This window comes from Rhizorhabdus wittichii (assembly GCF_017607425.1).
GTDB classification, from domain to species: Bacteria; Pseudomonadota; Alphaproteobacteria; order Sphingomonadales; family Sphingomonadaceae; genus Rhizorhabdus; species Rhizorhabdus wittichii.
Genome location: NZ_CP059319.1, coordinates 2,872,082 through 2,892,591 on the forward strand (window position 1 = coordinate 2,872,082; position 20,510 = coordinate 2,892,591).

The window sequence follows — 20,510 nt, forward strand, 5'->3', positions numbered from 1 at the left end:
CGTCCCTCCCTTCCTGTTCCTCGTGCGGTTAGAACTCCGATGATCGTGGCGGCGCCGGACGATCGATCGCCCGGCGCCTGGTCGTCCTAGAAGCTGATCTTCGCGTCCACGCCGATCCGGCGCGGCGGGCTGTAGATGTTGCCGGCGAAGCCGAGCGCGCCGAAGTCGATGCCCGAGCTGATGTTGTGCTCGTTGGTCAGGTTCTCGACGAAGAGGCTGATGTCCATCGACTTGCCGGCGACCGGCACCTCGACCAGGCCGATGCGCGCATCGAACTGGTGCTGGCCGGGATCGGCGATCGCATCGGCGAAGTTCAGCCCGTTCAGGACGTTGGTCATGAAGTAGCGCTTGCTGCTGTACGAATAGTCGAGCTTGAGCAGCAGCTTCCCGAAACCGATATCCTCGCTCAGATATTGCCCGCCCAGATGGACCGTCCATTTCGGCACATAGGGGAACTTGCTGATGTCGGCATAGTTGCCGAGGCCGCCGGCCACCTCGCCGGCCCCCGGCGTGTGGCCGGGCACGGGCGCCGCGGGAACGATGAAGAATATCTCGTTATATTTGGGATCGACATAGCCGACGCTGCCGTCGAGCGTCAGGCCGTCGACCGGCACCGCCTGCAACTCCACCTCGAAGCCGCGGAACCTGGCCGAGGCGTTGTTGGTGAAGCCGCCGCCGCCCGCCGCGGTGGCGAGATACTGGGTGACCTGGAGGTCCTTGTAGTCGGTGTGGAAGACCGCCGCGTTGAGCCGGACGTGGCGATCGAGGAACTCGCTCTTGATCCCCGCCTCGTAGGTCTTCGCCTTCTCCGGCTCGAACACGAAGGACTGGGTGGCGCTGGCGCGGGTGTTGAAGCCGCCCGAACGATAGCCGGTGCCGTAGCGCGCATAGACCATCACGTCGTCGACCGGCTTGTAGCTGACGATCGCGTTGATCGAGGTGTCGTCGAAGCTGGCCTTGCCGTTGCGGACGGTGCTGGCGGTCTGCTGCACCGCCTTCTTGTCCTTGGTGTAGCGGACGCCGAAGGTCAGCTCGAGCTTCTCGTCGAGCGATTGCGGCTTCCAGCTCGCCTGGCCGAAGGCGGCGTAGGACTTCGCCTGATAGTCGAAGATGGTCGAGGAGGACAGGTTCGACGCCAGCGTCGGCGAGACGACGAACGAATAGCTCGTCGGATTGAAATATTTGCTGTCTTCCTCGAAATAATAGAGGCCGCCGACATAGCTGAAGTCGCCGAGCTTGCCGAGCAGCTGGAACTCCTGCGAGAACTGCTTGACGTCCTCGTCCTTAGCGTCGGCCGAGTAGATCTGCACTTCCTGGATACCGGCGGTGGTGTTGCCGAAGATGCCGGGCGGGGCATAGGCGGTGCCGAGCGCCGCCTTGTAGGTGCGGCGGCCGGTGATCGACTTGAGCGTGATGTCGTCGCTGACGTCATATTGCAGGGTCAGCGCATGGCCGATGATCTTGACCCGCTGCAACGCCTTCGACCGGACGCTGAAATTCTTGTTATAATCCTGCTGCACCTCGTCGAGCAGCGAATTGCCGGTGGTGTTGCCATAATAGGCCTGCAGCAGCGGCGACAGGAAGCGCGTCTGGAAACCGCCGGGCACGCCGCGCATGTCGGTCCAGTCGAAGGTGTAGTCCGCCTGGAAGGCGCCCCACTCGCCATGCACCTTCACCCAGACCGCATCGGTGTTGAGCGCACCCTGGGTGTGCGATCCCTTGGCATATTTGTTGTTCAGCCAGCCGTCGCGCTGCCGGTGCATGTAGGACAGCGTCGCGCTGAGCCCCGTCGCCCCGAGCAGGCCGGTGTCGATCCGGGTGCGCGCGGCATATTCGTCATATTGGGCGACGGTGACCTTCTGCTCGACGCCGAACGCGCTGGCCGGCTTCTTGGTCACCATGCTGATCGCGCCGCCGGTGGTGTTGCGGCCGAACAGCGTGCCCTGCGGCCCGCGCAGCACCTCGATCCGCTCCAGGTCGACCAGTTCGAGGTTCGAGGCGTTGTTGCGCCCGATATAGACGCCGTCGATGTAGATGCCGACCGGCGAGTCGACCGACAGCAGCGGCTCCTGCGATCCGATGCCGCGGATGAAGGCGGTGTTGCCCGCCAGGAAGCCCGACTGCGCCTGGATCGCCACGTTCGGCATCAGGCGGGTGATGTCGTCGAGCGCCTGGACGTTCGACCGCTCCAGCGAGGCGCTCGACAGCGCGCTGACCGAGATCGGCGTGTCCTGCATCGCCTCCTCGCGGCGGCGGGCGGTGACGATGATCTCCTCGAGCCCCCCGCCCGTGGTCGCCACCGTCTCCTCGGGCGTGCCCTGCGCCGCCGCCGGCGCAGCGGCGCCCAGCGCGATCGCGGAAATCCCCAGAAGCAGCGAAACCGTCGTCGTCCTGTCCGTCATGCTCGTCCCCTGTTCATGCGGGTCGTTGCCCGCACTCTTCATTAAACCAAATGCTTGCTTTGTATTTTTGGCCGGCCCGCTCGCGTCAGGGAGCATCGGGCTCCCAGAACAGGATCGGCCCACCGTCCTGGCCGTTCCTGAACACCGCGCGCACCGCCGCCCCCGTCCTGGGTTCGGCCGCCGGATCGGCGAAGGCGCCGATGATCTGGATGTCCGCCTGCTCGGCGAGCGCGACGAGCAGCGTCACATAGGGAAGCTCGTCGGCGAAGGCCGGGTGGAAGCGCTGATGCGTGCGGATCCAGCTCTTGATCGTGCCGCGCCCGCTCATCGCCACCCAGTCGGCGTCGAAGCTGCGGCAGCGGTTGCAGATCGCCCGCGCCGGCCAGCGCAGCGTGCCGCAGCCCGAGCAGCGCTGCACCCTGAGCTCGCCCGCCGCCAGCCCTTCCCAATAGGGGGCCGAATCCTTGTCGGGCACGGGAACAGGCTTGGCGATCATCCGTCCCTCCGGAGCAGGAGCGCGCTGGTGACGCCGCCGACATAGCCGGGGGCGCCGGTGCTGAGGCCGATCCGGGCGTCGCGGACCTGGCGGCCGCCCGCTTCGCCGCGCAGTTGCTGCACCGCCTCGGCGATATGGTTCATGCCGTGCGCATAGCCTTCGGACAGGAAGCCGCCATGCGGATTGACCGGCAGTCGCCCGTCCATCCGGTGCTGCCCGTCGAGGACGAAGCCGCCCGCCTCGCCCTTGCCGCAGAAGCCGTAATCCTCGAGCTGCATCAGCACCGAGAAGGTGAAGCAGTCGTAGAAATTGGCGAAGTCGACGTCGGCCGGGCCGATCCCCGCCATGTCGAACAGGCGCGGCGCCATCCGCGCGGCATAGGAGGTGGTGATGTCGGGCGCGCCGGCGCTCTGCAGGGTCGTGCCGCCGCCCCAGGCCGCCGCGTCGACGATCACCGCCGGCTTGCGCAGGTCGCGCGCCCGTTCGGGCGTGGTGACGAGCAGGGCGACGCCGACATCGGTCTCCAGGCAGCAGTCGAGCAGGCGGAACGGCTCGGCGATCATCCGCGACGCGCAATAGTCGTCGAAGCTGATCGGATCGCGCATCATCGCGCGCGGATTGTGCGCGGCGTTGGCGCGCTGCGAGATCGCGACCGCGCCGAGGTGGCGCTCGTCGATCCCGAAGGCATCCATATAGGCCCGCGCCATCATCGCATAATATTGCGGCGGGGCCATATAGCCGTAGGCCGCCTGATACTGGGTCTCGATATGGTCGACCAGCGGGCGGCCGGTGCCGCCCATACGGAATTCGGAACGGGCATTGATCGCCCGGTAGCAGACGACATGGTCGGCGACGCCGCTGGCGACCGCGAGCGCCGCCTGCCCGACCAGTCCGTGCGAGCTGCCGCCGCCACCAAAATGGTCGACATAATAATGAGGGTCGGTCAATCCGAGCGTCGTCGCGACCATTGGAGCCGGGATCGAGTCACCGACGCGGTGGGTGGCGATACCGTCCACCTTGTCCGGATCGAGACCCGCATCGTCGAGCGCGGCCATGATGGCGCGCAGCGCGAGCGTCAATGTGCTGACACCGGAATTACGCGAGAATTCGGTATAGCCGATCCCGGCTATCGCCGCCTTTCCCGACAGGCCAGACGCCATGTCGCCTTCCCCTCCTCATGTCGTTTCACTCAACCTAACGGGACATCAGACACAATCCAAGCGCTTGTTTGGTAAAAATGAAAATGCATAATATTCAACTTGATTAAAGCTTGGCGCCGATTGACCAACAAAGCGCTTGGTCATATTTGTGATCGGGCGCGGCCGATCGAACGGACCGCGGTTGGAGGGATCGGATGCAACTGTTCAAGGGCGTCCGCGTGGTCGAACTGGCACAATATGTCATGGTGCCCGCCGCGAGCACCATGCTCGCCGACCTCGGCGCGGAAGTGATCAAGGTGGAAACCCCGGGCGTCGGCGATCCCTATCGCAGCCTCGTCGTCGACCGTCGCTCGACAGCGGGCCCCAATTTCAGCCTCGAACAGAACAACCGCGGCAAGAAGAGCGTCTGCATCGACCTCAAGAGCGCCGACGGCCACGCGCTGCTGTGCAGCCTGATCGAGAGCGCGGACATATTCATGACCAGCCTGCGCCCGGCGGCGATCCGCAAGCTCGGCCTGACGGTCGAGGAGCTGCGCGCGCACAATCCGAAGCTGATCTACGCCCGCGCCAACGGCCTGGGCTTCGCCGGGCCCGAGGCGGGCAAGGCCGGCTTCGACGCCAGCTCCTTCTGGGCGCGCGGCGGCTTCGGCCATATCCTGTCGCAGGAGGGCAGCTATGCGCGCCAGCCGCGCGCGGTGGGCGACCATGCCAGCGCGGTCGCGCTCGCCTTCGGCGTGGCGGGGGCACTGTTCAAGCGGGCGCAGACCGGCGAGCCGTCGGTCGTCGAAACCTCGCTGTTGTCGATGGCGACCTGGATGCTCTCGAACGATCTGGTCGCGTCGCAGGACCCGGGCTATCCGCCCAACATCCTCCAACGCGCGGTCGAGCAGAACCCGCTGGTCGGCACCTACCGCACCCGCGACGGCCGCTGGATTCAGCTCGTCTTCCTCGATTCGAGCCGCTTCTGGCCCGGCCTGTGCGCGACGCTGGAGCTGGACGCGCTGATCGACGATCCGCGCTTCCGCGACGCGGCCGCGCGCATGGCCAACGGCCGCGAGCTGATCGGCATCTTCGAACAGGCGTTCGGCGCGCGCGACTGGGCGGAGTGGCAACCCCGCTTCGAAGCGTTCGACGCGCCCTGGGAGCTGGTCCAGAACCTGCACGATCTCTACGCCGACCCGCAGACGGTCGCCAACGACATGATCTTCGAGATCGGCACGAAGGACGGCTATCCGGTCAAGCTCGTCTCGGCGCCGCTGACCGTCGATGGCCGGGCGGCGCATGCCGACCAGCCCGCGCCCCATTGCGGCGAGCATAGCGACGAGATCTTCGCGGCGCTCGGCCTCGATGCCGACCAGATCGACCGCTATCGCGCGGCGGGCGTGATCGGCTGAGGATGACCGGAAGCCGCTCCCCAAAAGGAGCGGCTATTGCCGATCGAATTCTGCGGATTGCCTCATCTTTCCGTCATTCCCGCGAAAGCGGGAATCCATGGACGGCGGCCCGCAAGGGGCCAGATGCTCCGTAACCGTGGATTCCCGCTTTCGCGGGAATGACGATGAAGTAAGCGCACCGCACCTCAGCACAGCGCGTCGTGCAGGGTCCGCGCGACCGGCGCCGCGTCGCCGTCCTCGGGGCCCGCGCGCTCGTCGGCGCTGACCGGCGAGATCAGCAGGTTGCCGTGCAGGTCGACGGTGGCGGCATAGCCGTCGGGGCAGATCGTCGAGGAATCGGGTTCCTCGACGATCGCCGGCCCCATGATGCGGTCGCCGGGTTCGAGCCGGGCGCGGTCGTAGACCGGGGTCGCGAGCGCGCGGCCGTCGAACCAAGCCTGGCGGACGCCCTTGCGCGCGCGGTCGGCGACGCCGTCGCCCCAGGCGCGGCCGAGCGGCGCGGGCTTCTCGACCACCGCCGAGATGCGCAGCCGGAAATTGACGAACTGGCACGCCTCCTTCGGCCGGATGCCGAAGGTGCGGGCATAGATGGTGCGGAAATCGGCCTCGGCCTGCGCCAGCAGCGCAGCGTCGACCGGCCCGTCGCCGAGCGGCACGGTGATCTCCTGGTGCTGGTGGGCGAGGCGGATGTCGATGCTGCGCTGGACGATGATCCGCGTCTCGGCCGAGGCAGCGCGGGCCAGCGCCTGCCGGCCCTTCTCCTCCAGCCCAGCCAGGATCGTAGCGATCCGCGCCGGATCGGCGTCGGCCGCGCGCATGATCGCGGTCGCGACGAAATCATGGGCGAGGTCGGAGATCAGCAGGCCCCAGGCCGATCGCACCCCCGGCGACGGTGGGATGATCACCGTCTCGATCCCGAACAGCTCGGCGAGCTTGACCGCGTGGATCGGCCCGGCGCCCCCCGAGGCGACCAGCGCATGGTCGCGCGGGTCGATGCCGCGCTGGAGGGTGACGACCCGGATCGCCGCCGCCATCGCGGTGTTGGCGAGGGCATGGATGCCGCGCGCCGCCGCGACCACGTCGATCCCGAGCGGCCGGGCGACATGCTCCTCGATCGCGCGGCGGCTCGCCTCGGCGTCGAGCGTCATGCTGCCGCCCGCGAAATAGCCGGGGTTGATGTAGCCGAGCACGACATTGGCGTCGGTGACGGTCGGCTGCGTGCCGCCGAGCCCGTAGCAGGCCGGCCCCGGATAAGAGGAGGCGCTGTGCGGCCCGACGCGCAGGAAGCCGCCGGTGTCGACGCGCGCGATGCTGCCGCCGCCCGCGCCGACCTCGGCCAGGTCGATCACCGGCACCTTGATCGGCTCGCCCGCATCGGCGCGACCCGCCGCGCTGGTGCCGCCGCCGGCGCGGAACTGGTGGGTGATGCGCGGCTCGCCGTCGACGACGAGTCCGGCCTTGGCGGTCGTCCCGCCCATGTCGAAGGAGACGAGGCCCGGGCGCCCCGCCTCGCGCGCCAGATGGGCGGCGGCCATGACGCCGGCGGCCGGGCCGGATTCGATCGCATAGGCGGCCTTGCGCGCCGCCATCGCCGCGCCCATCACCGCCCCGCTCGACTGCATGATCTGCAGCTCCGCATCGATGCCGATGCCGCGCAGCGCATCCTCCAGCCGGCCGACATAATTGGCGAGGGTCGGGCCGATATAGGCCGAGATCAGCGTCGTCGCGGCCCGCTCATATTCCTGGAATTCGGGCCACACCTCCGACGACAGGCAGACATAGGCGTCGGGCGCGACCGCGCGGGCGACCTCGCCGACCACCGCCTCATGCGCGGGATTGGCGTAGCTGTTGAGCAGGCAGACCGCGATCGCCTCCGCGCCGCGCTCGACCAGTCCGCGCACCGCGCGCTCGATATCGGCGCGGTCGATCGCGCGCAGCACCGCGCCGGCCGCGTTCACCCGCTCGCCGACCTCGGCGACCATCGATCGCGGCAGCAGCGGCGCCGGCGGCGTGTAGGACAGGTTGAAGCGGTCGGGCCCGATCGCATGCTGCTTGCCGATGTGGAACAGGTCGCCGAACCCCTCGGTGGCGATCAGCCCCAGCTTCGCGCCCTTGCGTTCGAGGACGAGGTTGGTCGGCAGCGTCGTGGCATGGACGAAACGGGTGACCTCGCCCGCTGCCGCGCCCGCCTCGTCGAGGCCCTGGGCGACGGCGGTCATCACCCCGCGCACCGGATCGTCGGCCGTCGTCAGCGTCTTGATGTTGTGGATCGCGCCGCGATTGTCGGCCAGCACCAGATCGGTGAAGGTGCCGCCGATATCGACGCCGATGAAGATGCGCCGCGCGCTCATGCCGTCACCTCAATGTCGAGTCCATAATCGTCGCGGGCCGAACGGGGCGAGACATAGCCCTCCTCGACGTCGCGGCGGACGAGATCGCGATCGCGCTCCCGCGGATCGCCGAGGCCGCCGCCGCCCGCGACGACCATGGTCAGCGTGTCGCCGGCGCGGATGCGATGGTTGGTCTTCTTGGGCGGCAGATGCGCTTCGTCGGCCCGCCCCCGGTTGAGCACCCAGGCGCCCGGCTGGCCCGCCATGCCGCCGTCGGCGCCCTGCGGCGGCACGATATAGCGGTCGGTGCCGCGCACCGTAATCTCGGCGTCGACCTCGAAGGTGACGGTCTTGACCAGCCCGCAGCCGCCGCGCCAGCGGCCGGGGCCGCCCGAGTCCTGCAACAGCCGATATTCCTGGTAGACCATCGGGAATTCGAGTTCGTAGGACTCGATGTTCCGGTCATAGTTGGACGCACCGTAGATGATGAACGGCGATCCGTCCGCCCCGTCCGCGCCCGCCCGGGCCCCGCCGATGCCGAAGAACACGTCGAGGAAACTCCAGCTCGTCGCGCCGTCGAGCTGCTTGCCGTGCGCGGTGACGGTCGAGACCAGCCCGGCGGCGGCGGCGGCATGGTCGGGATAGGCGCCCGACAGCGCCCGGCTGATCGCATCGATCATCGCCTGCACCGTCGCCATGCGCAGGTTGCACGCCGCCGGATGGCGCGGATTGACCAGCGTGCCGACCGGCAGCTCGATGTCGAGGCAGCGGTAGAAGCCCTCGTTGAGCGGAATCTCCGGATCGAGATAGCAGCGCAGCGCGAACACCGCGCCCGACAGCGACTGCGAATAGGAGGAGTTGATCGCCCCGCGCGCCTGCGGCGAGGTGCCGGTGAAGTCGAAGCGGCAGCGGTCGCCGTCGACCGTGACCGTCACCTCGACCCGGAAATCGCGCCCCGTCTCGACGCCGTCCTCCTCGATCGCATAGGCGCCACGATAGGTGCCGTCCGGGATCGCGGCGATACCGTGGCGGGTCATCCGCTCGGCATGGTCGAACAGGTCGTCGATGATCGCGCCGAGCCGGGCCATGCCGTAGCGCTCGATCAGCACCGCCATCCGCGCCGCCGCGATGTTGCCGCCGATCACCAGTGCCTCGATGTCGCCGACGATGCGCTGCGGCGTGCGGCTGTTGGCCTGGAGCAGCGTCTCGACCTCGGCCACCCGCGCGCCCTGCGCGAAGAATTTGAGCGGCGGCAGGACGATGCCCTCGTGGAAGGTCTCGGTCGCGTTGGCCGGCAGCCCGCCCGCCGACAGGCCGCCCAGGTCCGACACGATCATCATCGCGCCGCAGTAGAAGACCGGCTTCCCGTCGTGGAAGATGGGCCGGAAGGCGCCGACGTCGGTCGGGTGGATGCCGCCCCGGAACGGATCGTTGAGGATGATCGCGTCGCCCTCGCGCAGGCTCTCGGGCGGATGGCTCTTCCAGATCTCGGGCAGCATCACCTGCAGCGCCGAGACGTGGAGCATGCCCCCCGCCGTCTGCACCACCAGCCGGCCCTCGGCATCGAAGATCGCGCAGGCGATCGCCGAGGCCTGGCTGACGAAGGGCGAGCTGGCGCTGCGCGCGGCGGCGATGCCCGCCTCCTCGGCGACCATGGCAAGCGCGTTGCGGACGACTTCGACGAGGACCGGATCGTCGGTACGATCAACCATGGGCAAGCTCCCGTGCCGGGGTCATCGCCTCGATCGCGGCGGAGACGGCGGCGCTGTTCGTGATGGTGGCGACCAGCGCCAGGCTGTTGTCGATCACCGCCGCGGCATAGTCGGCGGGGAAGCCCGCGACCGCGTCGCGCGGCAGCAGCACGCGATAGCCGAGGTTCGCCGCCTCGATGCACAGGCCGAGCACGCCCATGTTCACCGAGACGCCGGTGGCGATCACCGTGTCGACGCCCAGGTTGCGCAGCGTCATGTCGAGCGTGCTGCCGGTGAAGGGCGAGACGCCGTGGAAGCGCCGCAGGACGATGTCCTCGGGCGAGGGTTCGAGCCGCTGGTCGACCTCGGCCCCTTCCGATCCTTCGAGGATATGGTCGGGCTTGCGCGTCATCGCCGCGAGCAGCGGGCAATTGGCGCTGGAGCCCTTCAGGTCGGCGCGGAACTCGGCATTGCAGTGGATCACGCTGATCCCCGCCGCCCGCGCCCGGCGCATCATGCCGGCGAGGTTGGGCACCAGCCCGACCGCGTCGACCGCCTCGATCAGCGGACGGATGCGGCTGCGGTCGCCGACGACGCCGCGCTGCATCTCCATGCTCAATATCGCCGGACGGCCCAGATCGATGGTCATGCCGCAACCCTCCTGTGTCCGGCGGCGGGCGGGGCCTTGCGTCCCAGCCCGGTGAAGAAGGCCATGACCGCGCCGAGCAGCACCAGCGAGCCCAAGGAAATGAAGGCGCCGTGCATCCCGAAGACGGCCCGGAACGGCGCCACCACGATCGGGTTGGCGAGGTCGCCGACGAACATCGATGTCGTCATCAGGCCGAGCGCGCGACCGCGCGTCTCCGGCGTGGACCGGTTGAGGACGAGGTGGATGAAGGCGGGGCTGAGGATGCCGGCGCCGAAGCCCTTGAGCGCGGTGGCGGCGCCCGCCAGCCAGGCGTCGGGCGCGAAGCCGAGCCCGCCAATGCCGAGGCCGAGCGACAGCAGCCCGATATAATAGGTCGGCGCCCAGCCGATCCGGCCCTGCATCGTCCCGTAGAAGATCGCGCCGACGATCAGCCAGGCGAAGGCCATACTGATCACCCGCGACTGGATGATCGGGCTGGTGATGCCGCGTTCGGTGAGCAGATAGGATATCTGGGTGCTGGTCATCATCAGCACGACGTAGAGCGCGCCGATCATCAGGTAGATCGGCCAGTTGCGCAGGAACACGCCCTGCCCGGCCTCGCCATGGCCCGATGTGCGGATCGGGATGACGGGCAGGCCGATCGCCGCCAGGGTGAACAGGACCGCCGGCACGATCAGGTAGATGGCGAACGGCGCGCGCCAGCCGACATGCTCGCCGAACCAGCCCGACATCAGCACCGCGCAGGTCGCGAGCAGGCTGCCCACCACCGTCATCGCGGAGAGCATCCGGCCGCGCCCCTTCTCGTCGAAAAACTCGCCGATGAAGCTGTTCGCGGAGGTCGAGATGCAGGCGGTGAAGAAGCCGAGCAGCGTGCGCGACACGAACAGCGCCCAGAGATCGCCGACCCACAGCCCGGCCGATCCGCACAGCGCGTAGAGCAGGAGCGAGGCGAGCAGCAGCCGGCGCGCGCCGACCCGCTCGATCAGCCAGCCCGATCCGATGCCGCCCAGGATGAGGCCGATCGCGGGGACCGACATCACCATCTGCCCGGCGATCTCGGCGCCGACCTTGCCGCCGCCGAACTGCGCCGACAGCCTGGGGAGGACGGGGGTCAGCGCGGTGAAGATCAGGCCGATCGAGCAGGCCCCCGCCATCATCGCGGGTATCGCGGCCAGCCATCGCGCGCCCTGCGGCCGCTCCATCGTTGCGGTGGCTTCGGTCGCGCTCATGGCCTCTCCTCCTCGCCTTTCAAAGGGCCCGATTCACGTCATCGGCGGAAGCGCGACGCGCTTCCGCCTCAAACGATCAGGCTTCGGTCGCGGCCGGCTGTTGCCGTGCCGCCGGTTGGTCATTCGCCGAAGTGGAAGATGCGGATCGCATTGTCCCGCAGGACGAGCGAGCGATCATGCTCCGTCATGCCTTCGGTCAGCTTGTCGGCGACCGCCCGCGAGTTCGGCCAGATCGTGGCCGAGTGCGGATAGTCGGTCGAGAACATCGTCATCGCCGCCAGATAGGGGTAGCGGCCGGTCTTGATCAGGTCGTAGCCGACATAGTCGTCGATCGTCGTGACGAAGCAGTTGCGGCCGAGGAAGTCGGTCGGCTTGTGCTCCAGCTTCTGCGGGAACCAGGCCTGCTGCGCCTCCCAATGCGCGTCCATCGTCTGGCCCCAGAAGGGCACCCAGCCGCAATCGACCTCGGCCGCGACGATCTTCAGATTGGGATGCCGGTCGAAGATGCCGGCGAAGATCATGTAGGTCAGCGGCCGCACCGACGAGAAATAGCGGAAGACGATGCCGCCGACGCTGACCCGCTGGTCGACCAGCTCGTCCCAGTCGGACTTGTCGGGCTTGCCGCCGAAGGTGCGGTGCAGGTTGAGCGAGATGTCCGCCGCGCTCGCCGCCGCCCAGAGCGGCTCATAATAGGGATCGTTATAGGGCCGCACCGGCATGCCGGGGATGAAGCAGGCCTTGGCGCCGTTCTTCAGCACCCGTTCGAACTCGGCGAGGGTGACGTCCATGCCGTCGTCGACCGGCAGCATCGGCAGGCCGACGATCCGCTTCGGATCGACCGCCTGGAAGTCGAGCAGCAGCCAGTCGTTGTAGGACCGCATGCAGGCGACGCCGAGCTCGCGGTCGGCCAGCGAATAGACCTGGATCGCGTTGGCGGGGTGGAGCACCGATCCGTAGATCCCGTCGATGTCCATGTCGTCGAGATGCGCGCGGCCGTCCCAGTTGCCGGGGCGCAGCTCGTCGAAGCGCATGCCGCTGAGCTTGAAATCCTTCTTATCGAAGCCGGCCATGGCCTCGATACCAAAGGTCCGCTTGGGGGGATTGCCGTCGAAGCTCCAGCCGTCGCCGCCGTCGATCCCGCGCATCATCACGGGCTTGCGGTCCTTGAAGCTGGCGGGCAGCCGGTCGAACACGGTGGGCGGCTCATTGATGTGGCTGTCCGCCGATATGATCATGTCCCTGGCGGTGGATTCCACCTTCCGGTCTTCTGCGATCGTAGCCATTGCAACCTCCTGACTGACATTCTGCTCGGTTCGTGTCGCCGATCTGGACTGGCAGTCGTTCGGCCGCTTATTGCCACCGATGGCGGCGCCCGTCCAGAAAATTCAAGCGATAGCTTGGTAAAAAATCTCGTTGCGGGGAACGCTGTCGAACAGCGCGTCTCCCCTGGGTCCTCCCCACAGATATTCGGTGTAGAGCCCGGTGGTCGCGCGGGTGTCGAGCAGCGCGTAATTGCCCATCTCCCCGCGTGTCACGAGCGCGACCGGATGGCCGGCCGCCGCCATCGCCTCCAGCCGCGCCTCGAATTCCGCCTCCGCCCCCGGCACGCCATGGCCGATATGGTGGAGCGTCACCGGCGCGTCCTCGGCCCCGCGCAGGCTGTAGATGTCGACCGCGCCCGACACCGGCCGGATCAGCTCCAGCATCGTCGATCCGCGCCAGGCGAAGGCGAGGTCGAGCACCGACCGCGCGACGGCGCCGTCAATCTCCTTCTCGACCGCGACGTCGGACCAGCGCAGCCATTGCGAAACCCCGGCGCTGCGCGTGAAATGGTCGATCGCGGCGTCGATGTCGGCGGTGACGTAGCCGAGCTGGACGAAAGCGGGATCGAAGCCGGTCATCGTCATTCCCCGTCGAAGTGGAAGCGGAAACCGCCGCCCGGCGCGATCACCCGCGCCGCCGAGGGCGAGGCGAAATGGGCGGGCAGCAGCAGCGTGTCGGTGTCGCAGCAGCGCGCCAGCAGCTCGCGGCGCGTCCGCTCGCCCCTGGCGCTGTCATATTCGCCCGCGACATGGATCGAGAGGTCCTCGGCCTGGACCGGATGGTGGAGCGCGTCGCCGCAGAAGATGGCGTGGCCATGGGCGTTCTGGACGTGGATCAGCGCCGACCCGGCGGTATGCCCCGGCGCCGCCTCCAGCCAGATGCCGCCGGCCAGGTCGCGCTCGACGACATGGTCGGTCTCGATCAGGTCGGCCTGCCCCGCCTCCATCACCGGCAGCACGCTGTCCTGGAAGGAATAATGGCTGATCGCGCCTTCCTGGTCGTCGGGCGACATATGCTCGAACCGCTCATAGTCGAGCCGGGTCATCAGGTAGCGGGCGTTGGGGAAGGTCGGCACCCAGCGGCCATTGTCGAGGCGGGTGTTCCAGCCGACATGGTCGATGTGCAGATGGGTGCACATGACGATGTCGATATCCTCGGGCCGCAGCCCGGCGCGCGCCAGATTGCCGAGATAGTCGGTCTGCCACATGTGGCAATAGTCGACCGGCGCGGGCCGCTGCTTGTCGTTGCCATGGCAGGTGTCGATCAGGATGTTCCGCCCACCGGCGCGAATCACATAGCTGTGGAAGCTCCACATCAGCTGGTCGGCGTCGCGCAGCACGAAGCGCTCGTCGAGCCATTCGCGGCTGCGCGCGATCGCCGCCGGATCGATCCCCGGAAAGATCAGGTCAGCCGGAAAGGGCACGCCGTCGAGCTCGACCACGCGGCCGATCTCGACGTCGCCGATGCGGAACGGCCTCATGCCGCCTCCACCGCGCGCCGCTTGAGGAAGCGGGCCTTGTAGTCGGCGAAGCGCTCGTCGATCGCCTCGGCGGTCAGGCCATATTCCTCCAGCCCATATTGATGCGACGGGCGCCCGTCGCGCGGATTGCGATCGAACCAGGCGCGCATCGCCGCCTCGTCTTCGCCGCCCAGCTCGCGGCCCATCGCGGCGAAGACGCGGCGAGCCTGGGCGATCGGGTCCTTGACCAGCTCCTCATAGTCGATGTCGACGAAGCGATGCTCGCCGATCGACGGGCGCAGCCGCATCAGCCGGCTCATCAGCGTGCTCAGCCGATCGAGCCAGTGCCGGCCGGTGCGCGCCTTGTCGGCGCGGTCGGACAGCATCCGCCGCAGGGTGAAGGACATGCTGGCGAAGGACGGGATCGTCTTGATAGGGTCGCGATGCGTCATCACGATCACCGTCTCGGGGAAGACCGCGGCCAGCTGCTCGGGCGCGGTCAGGTGCGCCGGGGTCTTGAGCACCCAGGCGCGGCCGGCGCGGCTCCGGTCCTGCCATTGCAGATATTGGAGCCACAGCCGCAAATCCTCATAGACCGGGCGATGATCGGCGGTCGCGCTCCACGCCGCATAGGACGGGATGTGGAGGAAGGACTCGGGCGACAGCCCCATGAACATCTGTTCCTGGAGCGACACCTCCTCGTCGGGCTGGTCGAGCGACATCGGGTGGATCGAGAGCAGCTCCGGCATCGCCGCGAGCCATTGGTCGAGCAGAGTCTGCGCCGCCGCCCGCCGCCCGCCCGGATCGCCGCGCGCCTCGCCCTCCAGCGGCGCGGGGAACTGCGTCTCCCACCAGTGCATCGCGGTGAGCGAGGGCGCGCTGCCGAGCATGCGGTGCATCAGCGTGCTGCCGGTCCGGTGCAGGCTGACGATCGTCGCGGCGACCGTCACCTGCTCGTCGAGGATCTCCGGATGGCGGCGGATGTCGTCGGTGCGGCGCAGCCGCGCGACGAGCCCCTTGATGATGCTTTCCGCCTGGATGAAGCGGCCGATCTCGCTGAGCTCGGCCTCCTTCGCGATCGCGTCGAGATAGACGCGGAAGGGCGTGAAGATCCAGTCGGGCCCGAAATCCTCCAGCCCCGACCGCTGCCGCGCGGCGGCGATGAGCGCGTCATATTCGAGCGGAACCGCCTCGGTCATCGCCTTATTTCCCGGCCCGCAGGTCGGCGATCTTGGCGACGCGGCAGCGCGGCTGCGGGTCGCTGTCGGCGAACACCCAGCGCAGCAGCATCGTGCCGGTGGCATGACCGTCGGTGGTCAGGAAATGGCCGACGCCGGGGTCCTCGGCCGCGACCACGATCATCACGCTGCCGTCGGGCCGGTAGCGCGCGCTGTGCTTGTTCACATGCACGGGCAGGTAGCGATATTCGAGCGATTCCATCCAATAGTTGTTGAGCTGGAAGTTCCAGAACACGCAGTCCGGGACCTCGCTCTCGATCACCAGCGCCTCGTCGGGCTTCAGCTCCCAATAGCCGTGATAATAGCGGATCGTCGGGTCGCCGCCGCCGTTGATCGACATCGCCTGGTGGACCGGCGGCAGGTCGTTCGGGTCCTTGGCGAAGAGCTGCGCCCAGTCGGCGAAGGTCTTGGCGGTGCCGTGCACCCAGCGCGCGGTCTCCTGCAGCGCCTCGTCGATCTGCTTGGCCGACAGCGGCGGCGGGCCGCCGACCCGGCCGATCCGCTCGATCTTGATCGCGCAGGGCTTCTCGGTGGCGCGGTCGAGAAAGGTCTCTCGCCCGATCACCATCGTCGAATCCGGCTCCAGCCGCAGCCAGTTGCCGGGATGCTCCTTCTGGCTGACGATGATCTCGAAATAGCCGTTCTCGTCGACCTTCAGGGTGCGCTGGTCGATCTCGCCGGTGGTCGCCATCGTCCCGTCGATCGCGTAGCGGTTCGCCTTCGACCCGAAGGTCAGGATCGGCGCGGTGCCGCGATAGCCGCTGATCTTATAGTCGTGATCGGCGGTGATGGTGGCGTTGAAATAGGTGTTGTCGGGATTGTCGGCGCCGATCCGGATCGTGTGGTTCGACAGCTGGTAGAAGCCTGGAAAGGCCGGGTCGCCATATTCGACCGCCATGTCGAGCGCGGCGCGGGTCAGCCGGGTCAGCCAGCGCCAGCCCTCGGCCCGGTCGAGCATCGTGTCGGGCGCCTCGGGGCGGAAGATCACCTGGCCGGCGGCCTTCAGCCCGTCGCAGAAATCCTCCCAGGCCCGTCCGTTATAGACCCGTTCCTCATGCGATTCGGGGGAAAGTTGCGTCGCCATCGTCCGTCTCCTGGTCCTGTGCGCCGGCCTGGGGCCGCGCGGTTCATTGGGGGTGGAAGGCCATGCTTTGTTGTTGCGCCTTTCCGACTTCCCCAACATCTTATCTGTGAATCACATTGATTCGAATGAGATGTCGTCAGGACTGAATTGACCCAGATTCATTTTCGATCGCTCGACCTGAACCTGCTCCGGGTGTTCGACGCGCTGACCGAGGAGGGCAGCGTGACCGGCGCCGCCGGGCTGCTCGGGCTGACCCCGTCGGCGGTCAGCCACTCGCTCAACCGGCTGCGCCACATCCTCAAGGACGACCTGTTCCTGCGCGGCGCCAAGGGGATGAACCCGACCCCCAAGGCGCTGGCGCTGGCGGTGCCGATCCGCCGCGCGCTGGTCGACATCCAGCAGGCGCTGAACGGCGACAGCTTCGTGCCCGAGAAGACCGACCGGCGCTTCTCGATCGCGTGCGGCGACTATGTCACCGCCGTGCTGATGCCCGAGGTGATCGCCCGCTTCCGCAAGGCCGCCCCGCTCGCCGAGCTGCGCATCCAGCCGGTCGGCGCGGTGATGAAGGAGCTCGACGCCGGCCGCATCGACCTGGCGATGGGCGGGTTCGAGCGGATTCCCGAGCGGCTCGCCTCCGAACCCCTGTTCGCCGACGACATGGTCTGGGTGATGCGGGCCGACAGCCCCTTCGCCAATCGCCAGCCGACGCTGGAGGGGCTCGCCGCGCTGCCGCACCTGGCGATCGCCAGCCCCGACAACGACCGCGCGGTCAGCGGCATCGTCTCCGACGCCGGCCTCGAACGGCGGGTGGTGCGCGACGATCCCCGCATCCTCGACCAGTATTTCGAGGAGCGCGGATTGCGCCGGACGGTGGCGATGACCGCGCCCAACCCGATCGTCGCGATGGCGATCGTCGCCGAATGCGACCTGGCGGCGATGATGCCGCGCAACCTGGCCGAGGCGTTCGCCGAGCGGTACAAGCTGGCGCTGTGGAAGCCGCCCCATCCGTCGGCGCTGTTCCAGATCTCGACCGTGTGGCACCGCTGGCACGGCGATCAGCCGGCGGTCGACTGGCTGCGCGCGATGATCCGTTCGGTGGCCGAGGAGCGGATGGCCGCCGCTACATCATGAACTGCCCGCCGTTGATGTCGAGCGAGGTGCCCGTCACCATCCGGGCATGGTCGGACAGGAAGAACAGCACCGACCGGGCGCATTCCTCGTCGGGCGGGATCACGCCGAGCGGGATGTCGCGGACGATCTCGGCGACGACCTCGTCGAGCGGAACGCCACGCTTCTCCGCCTTGGCGGTCAGGTAGCCGCGCACCGGATCGCCCCACAGCCAGCCCATGCGCGGCGAATTGACCCGGATATTATAGGGACCGAACTCCATCGCGAGCTGGCGGCTGACGCCGAGCAGCGCGGTCTTGGCAGCGACATAGGGGCCCTCGCCCGCGAGCGGCTGCATCGTCGATCGGGTGCTGACGTTGACGATCGATCCCTCGCGCCGCGCCTTCATATGCGGGATCACCGCATCGATCATCTTGAGCGTGCCGAACAGCGCGACGTCGAGCGACGCCTGCCATTCGGGCAGCGCCTCGCGGCCGAAGGGCAGCCCGCCGACGAAGCGGAAGGCGCTGTTCACCAGCCCGTCGATCCGGCCATAGGCGTCGATCGCCGCCTGCGCGACCCGATCGCAGTCCTCGATCCGGGTGACGTCGCTGGGCACGGCGATCGCCCGTCCGCCCGCCGCCACGATCTCCGCCGCGACGCCGTCGACGAAGGCGGCGGACCGCGCGCTCATCACCACGCTGGCGCCCTCGGCGGCGGCGATCGTCGCCATCTTGCATCCCATCCCCGGGCCGACCCCGGTGATGATCACGACCTTGTCCTTCAGCAGCATCGTCCGCCTCCCCCGTTCAGCGCATCACCACGCCGCCGTCGACGCAGAGGACCTGTCCGTTGATCCATTCGCCGTCGGACGACATCAGCATCGCCACCGCGGCGGCCAGGTCCTCCGGCTCGCCGAGGCGCGGGCTGGGCGTGTTCGCCAGCACCTTGTCCATCTCGGGATGGTTGCGGTTCTTCTCCGACAGGACGAGGCCCGGCGAGACGATGTTGGAGCGGACCCCCTGCTTGCCCCAGGTCGTCGCGACATGGCGCATCAGCGCGGTCAGCGCATGTTTGGTGACGGTGTAGGAGATGCCCCGGTCGCGCCCCATGAACGCCGCGCTCGACGAGGTGAAGACGATCGATCCGCCGCCGCGCTCGACCAGCAACGGGATCGCGTGGCGCGCGCAGAGCAGATGCCCGCGCAGGTTCACCGCCACCGCCCGGTCGAACACCTCGAGCGGGACCGAGACGGCGTCGGTGTCGACCTTGTGCAGGGTCAGCTCGGCCATGTTGACGAACATGCCGTCGAGCCCGCCGAAGCGATCGGCCGCCTGCGCGACCATCGCCGCGATCGAGGCGTCGTCGGTGGCGTCGAAGCAGACCGTCTCGGCCTGGCCGCCCTTGGCCCTGATCTGGTCGGCGACCGCGCCGATCCGGTCGGGGCTCCGCGCGCCCAGCATCACCCGGGCGCCCTCCCCGGCCAGCCGGATCGCCGTCGCCGCGCCGATGTTGGCGGATGCCCCGGCGATCAGGATCGCCTTGTCCTGCAGCCTGTTCATATCCTCTCCCCTTCTCCTGGCCCCCCTTCCGTCATTCCAGCGAAAGCGGGAATCCATGGACGGCGGCACCTCGCGTCAAACTGTGTCCCGTATCCGTGGATTCCCGCTTTCGCGGGAATGACGAGGAGGCAGGGACGAGCGTCTCCCTACCCCGCCGCCAGCGCGGGCGGGCTCGACCGGCGCAGCAGCGACCAGAGCAACCCCGCGAGCACCAGCGCGCCGAGCACGTGGAAGGCCGCGTGGAGGCTGAGCATCTCCTTGATCGGATGGACGACGATCGGGTTGATGAAGTCGCCCAGGAACATCGCGCTGGTCATGATCCCGAGCGCGCGGCCGCGCAGATGCGGTTCGGACCGGTTCATGATCATGTGGATGAAGCCCGAATTGAGCAGACCACTCGCCAGCCCCTTCGACGCGGCGGCGATCGAGGCGGTGACCGCGTCGTGCGCGAAACCGAAGCCGACGATGCCGATCCCCAGCGTCAGCAGCCCGAGCCGGAACGCCGCGTTCGCGCCGTAGCGGCCCTGCATCCAGCCATAGAGCAACGCGCCGAGGATCAGGAAGAAGCTCGCCGTGCCCAGCACGCGCGCCTGGATCACCGGCCGGATGATGCCGTTCTCGGCCAGCAGGAAGGAGACCTGCGTGCTCGTCATCATCAGCACGACGTAGAGGCTGGTGATCAGCAGATAATAGGGCCAGAGCCTGGCGATCACGATGCCGGTGCTGCCCTTCTCGCCATCGGCCGGCGCCTCGCCCCGGATCGAGATGCGCGGGATGCCGATGATCGTCGCCAGCCACAGCACCATCGGCGCGGCGATGTAGATGGCGAAGGGCCCGCGCCAGCCGGCGATCTCGGCGATCTCGCCGCTCGCCAGCATCGCGACGACGCAGGCCATGCTGCCGACCACCGTCGCGGCGGAGATCATCCGCCCGCGCGCGGCGCCGCCGTAGAAATGGGCGATCAGCGTGTTGGCGGCGGTCGATATCCCCGCCGTCGCGAGGCCGAGCAGCAGGCGGGTGACGCACAGCCCGGTCAGGTCGTCGATGTAGAGCCCCGCCGATCCGAGGACCATATAGGCGATCAGCGCGTAGTTGAGCAGCGCCCGCGCGCCGAGCCGGTCGATCGTCCAGCTCGCGACGAGGCCGCCGAGCACCAGGCCGATGCCCGGCATCGCCGCCATCATCTGCACCCCGAACGCCGCATCGGCGTCGCCGCCGAGATGATCGGCGAGCTGGTGCAGGATCGGCGGCAGCACGACGAACACCAGCCCGATCGAGCAGGCGCCCGACATCATCGCGACGACCGCCGCCGGACCCGGCCGGAATTCCTCCCCGGGCCGATCGGCCTTTTGCTCCACCGTCATCGCCCGCCTCTCCTGTTATCGT

The 20,510-nt window shown here is 68.2% G+C and carries 17 protein-coding genes; 2 read left to right on the forward strand and 15 right to left on the reverse strand.

The genetic code is table 11. From position 1 onward, the window contains the following. Nucleotides 1-86: 86 nt before the first annotated feature. The 3 genes from HRJ34_RS13500 to HRJ34_RS13510 form a co-directional block, all read right to left on the reverse strand. Nucleotides 87-2,402 (reverse strand): TonB-dependent receptor, encoded by a 2,316-nt coding sequence (locus HRJ34_RS13500; RefSeq protein ID WP_208631492.1) that lies wholly within the window; start codon nt 2,400-2,402, stop codon nt 87-89. 85 nt (nt 2,403-2,487) lie between these two features. Continuing rightward, the gene (locus HRJ34_RS13505) at nt 2,488-2,898 is read right to left on the reverse strand and encodes a Zn-ribbon domain-containing OB-fold protein (RefSeq protein ID WP_012049837.1); all 411 of its coding nucleotides are present in this window, start codon (nt 2,896-2,898) and stop codon (nt 2,488-2,490) included. Then, nucleotides 2,895-4,058 carry a thiolase C-terminal domain-containing protein gene (locus HRJ34_RS13510; RefSeq protein ID WP_208631493.1) on the reverse strand — a complete coding sequence of 388 codons (1,164 nt, stop codon included), beginning with the start codon at nt 4,056-4,058 and terminating at the stop codon, nt 2,895-2,897. Before HRJ34_RS13510 ends, HRJ34_RS13505 begins: the two co-directional genes overlap by 4 nt. A gap of 194 nt (nt 4,059-4,252) precedes the next feature. Here HRJ34_RS13510 and HRJ34_RS13515 point away from each other — a divergent pair, with 194 nt between their 5' ends. Next, nucleotides 4,253-5,452, forward strand: a complete 1,200-nt coding sequence (locus HRJ34_RS13515; RefSeq protein WP_012049835.1) for a CaiB/BaiF CoA transferase family protein — start codon at nt 4,253-4,255, stop codon at nt 5,450-5,452. Nucleotides 5,453-5,637: 185 nt separating this feature from the next. Here the strand turns inward: HRJ34_RS13515 and HRJ34_RS13520 are convergent, their stop codons facing one another. The 9 genes from HRJ34_RS13520 to HRJ34_RS13560 all read right to left on the reverse strand — a co-directional run bounded on the left by HRJ34_RS13520 (nt 5,638) and on the right by HRJ34_RS13560 (nt 16,455). Next, on the reverse strand, nt 5,638-7,803 hold the full coding sequence (locus HRJ34_RS13520; RefSeq protein WP_208631494.1) for a hydantoinase/oxoprolinase family protein: 2,166 nt from the start codon (nt 7,801-7,803) through the stop codon (nt 5,638-5,640). Further along, on the reverse strand, nt 7,800-9,494 hold the full coding sequence (locus HRJ34_RS13525; protein WP_208631495.1) for a hydantoinase B/oxoprolinase family protein: 1,695 nt from the start codon (nt 9,492-9,494) through the stop codon (nt 7,800-7,802). The genes HRJ34_RS13520 and HRJ34_RS13525 overlap by 4 nt, the downstream gene beginning before the upstream one ends. After that, a complete protein-coding gene (locus tag HRJ34_RS13530) occupies nt 9,487-10,122 on the reverse strand; it encodes a cysteine hydrolase family protein (protein WP_208631496.1) in 636 nt (211 codons plus the stop codon). Before HRJ34_RS13530 ends, HRJ34_RS13525 begins: the two co-directional genes overlap by 8 nt. Further along, entirely contained in the window at nt 10,119-11,351 is a 1,233-nt protein-coding gene (locus HRJ34_RS13535) for an MFS transporter (RefSeq protein WP_208631497.1), read from the reverse strand. Before HRJ34_RS13535 ends, HRJ34_RS13530 begins: the two co-directional genes overlap by 4 nt. A 119-nt stretch (nt 11,352-11,470) precedes the next feature. Then, nucleotides 11,471-12,634: an amidohydrolase family protein gene (locus tag HRJ34_RS13540; protein ID WP_012049830.1), complete on the reverse strand. Its 1,164-nt coding sequence runs from the start codon at nt 12,632-12,634 to the stop codon at nt 11,471-11,473. 102 nt (nt 12,635-12,736) lie between these two features. Continuing rightward, nucleotides 12,737-13,252: a VOC family protein gene (locus HRJ34_RS13545; protein WP_100213011.1), complete on the reverse strand. Its 516-nt coding sequence runs from the start codon at nt 13,250-13,252 to the stop codon at nt 12,737-12,739. Between the two features lie 2 nt (nt 13,253-13,254). Further along, nucleotides 13,255-14,154, reverse strand: coding sequence for an MBL fold metallo-hydrolase (locus HRJ34_RS13550; RefSeq protein WP_208631498.1), 900 nt, complete (start codon nt 14,152-14,154; stop codon nt 13,255-13,257). Beyond that, nucleotides 14,151-15,332 carry a sulfotransferase family protein gene (locus tag HRJ34_RS13555; RefSeq protein ID WP_208631499.1) on the reverse strand — a complete coding sequence of 394 codons (1,182 nt, stop codon included), beginning with the start codon at nt 15,330-15,332 and terminating at the stop codon, nt 14,151-14,153. Before HRJ34_RS13555 ends, HRJ34_RS13550 begins: the two co-directional genes overlap by 4 nt. 4 nt (nt 15,333-15,336) lie before the next feature. Continuing rightward, nucleotides 15,337-16,455, reverse strand: coding sequence for a DUF1214 domain-containing protein (locus HRJ34_RS13560; RefSeq protein ID WP_208631500.1), 1,119 nt, complete (start codon nt 16,453-16,455; stop codon nt 15,337-15,339). Between the two features lie 147 nt (nt 16,456-16,602). Between HRJ34_RS13560 and HRJ34_RS13565 the strand changes: the two genes are divergently transcribed. After that, complete coding sequence (locus HRJ34_RS13565; RefSeq protein WP_016745853.1) at nt 16,603-17,586, forward strand: LysR substrate-binding domain-containing protein; 984 nt, start codon at nt 16,603-16,605, stop codon at nt 17,584-17,586. On the opposite strand, the gene HRJ34_RS13570 is transcribed toward HRJ34_RS13565, so the two are convergent. The 3 genes from HRJ34_RS13570 to HRJ34_RS13580 form a co-directional block, all read right to left on the reverse strand. Then, entirely contained in the window at nt 17,576-18,355 is a 780-nt protein-coding gene (locus HRJ34_RS13570; RefSeq protein WP_208631501.1) for an SDR family oxidoreductase, read from the reverse strand. The two genes, HRJ34_RS13565 and HRJ34_RS13570, sit on opposite strands and share 11 nt — an antisense overlap. A 16-nt stretch (nt 18,356-18,371) precedes the next feature. Continuing rightward, nucleotides 18,372-19,124 (reverse strand): SDR family NAD(P)-dependent oxidoreductase, encoded by a 753-nt coding sequence (locus tag HRJ34_RS13575; RefSeq protein WP_208631502.1) that lies wholly within the window; start codon nt 19,122-19,124, stop codon nt 18,372-18,374. 146 nt (nt 19,125-19,270) lie between these two features. Next, a complete protein-coding gene (locus HRJ34_RS13580; RefSeq protein ID WP_208631503.1) occupies nt 19,271-20,488 on the reverse strand; it encodes an MFS transporter in 1,218 nt (405 codons plus the stop codon). Nucleotides 20,489-20,510: the final 22 nt, after the last annotated feature.

Excerpts from the sequence above, each read along its gene's own strand:
- HRJ34_RS13500 (WP_208631492.1), bottom strand. The coding sequence starts at position 2,402 with ATGACGGACAGGACGACGACGGTTTCGCTGCTTCTGGGGATTTCCGCG.
- HRJ34_RS13505 (WP_012049837.1), bottom strand. The coding sequence starts at position 2,898 with ATGATCGCCAAGCCTGTTCCCGTGCCCGACAAGGATTCGGCCCCCTAT.
- HRJ34_RS13510 (WP_208631493.1), bottom strand. The coding sequence starts at position 4,058 with ATGGCGTCTGGCCTGTCGGGAAAGGCGGCGATAGCCGGGATCGGCTAT.
- HRJ34_RS13515 (WP_012049835.1), top strand. The coding sequence starts at position 4,253 with ATGCAACTGTTCAAGGGCGTCCGCGTGGTCGAACTGGCACAATATGTC.
- HRJ34_RS13520 (WP_208631494.1), bottom strand. The coding sequence starts at position 7,803 with ATGAGCGCGCGGCGCATCTTCATCGGCGTCGATATCGGCGGCACCTTC.
- HRJ34_RS13525 (WP_208631495.1), bottom strand. The coding sequence starts at position 9,494 with ATGGTTGATCGTACCGACGATCCGGTCCTCGTCGAAGTCGTCCGCAAC.
- HRJ34_RS13530 (WP_208631496.1), bottom strand. The coding sequence starts at position 10,122 with ATGACCATCGATCTGGGCCGTCCGGCGATATTGAGCATGGAGATGCAG.
- HRJ34_RS13535 (WP_208631497.1), bottom strand. The coding sequence starts at position 11,351 with ATGAGCGCGACCGAAGCCACCGCAACGATGGAGCGGCCGCAGGGCGCG.
- HRJ34_RS13540 (WP_012049830.1), bottom strand. The coding sequence starts at position 12,634 with ATGGCTACGATCGCAGAAGACCGGAAGGTGGAATCCACCGCCAGGGAC.
- HRJ34_RS13545 (WP_100213011.1), bottom strand. The coding sequence starts at position 13,252 with ATGACCGGCTTCGATCCCGCTTTCGTCCAGCTCGGCTACGTCACCGCC.
- HRJ34_RS13550 (WP_208631498.1), bottom strand. The coding sequence starts at position 14,154 with ATGAGGCCGTTCCGCATCGGCGACGTCGAGATCGGCCGCGTGGTCGAG.
- HRJ34_RS13555 (WP_208631499.1), bottom strand. The coding sequence starts at position 15,332 with ATGACCGAGGCGGTTCCGCTCGAATATGACGCGCTCATCGCCGCCGCG.
- HRJ34_RS13560 (WP_208631500.1), bottom strand. The coding sequence starts at position 16,455 with ATGGCGACGCAACTTTCCCCCGAATCGCATGAGGAACGGGTCTATAAC.
- HRJ34_RS13570 (WP_208631501.1), bottom strand. The coding sequence starts at position 18,355 with ATGCTGCTGAAGGACAAGGTCGTGATCATCACCGGGGTCGGCCCGGGG.
- HRJ34_RS13575 (WP_208631502.1), bottom strand. The coding sequence starts at position 19,124 with ATGAACAGGCTGCAGGACAAGGCGATCCTGATCGCCGGGGCATCCGCC.
- HRJ34_RS13580 (WP_208631503.1), bottom strand. The coding sequence starts at position 20,488 with ATGACGGTGGAGCAAAAGGCCGATCGGCCCGGGGAGGAATTCCGGCCG.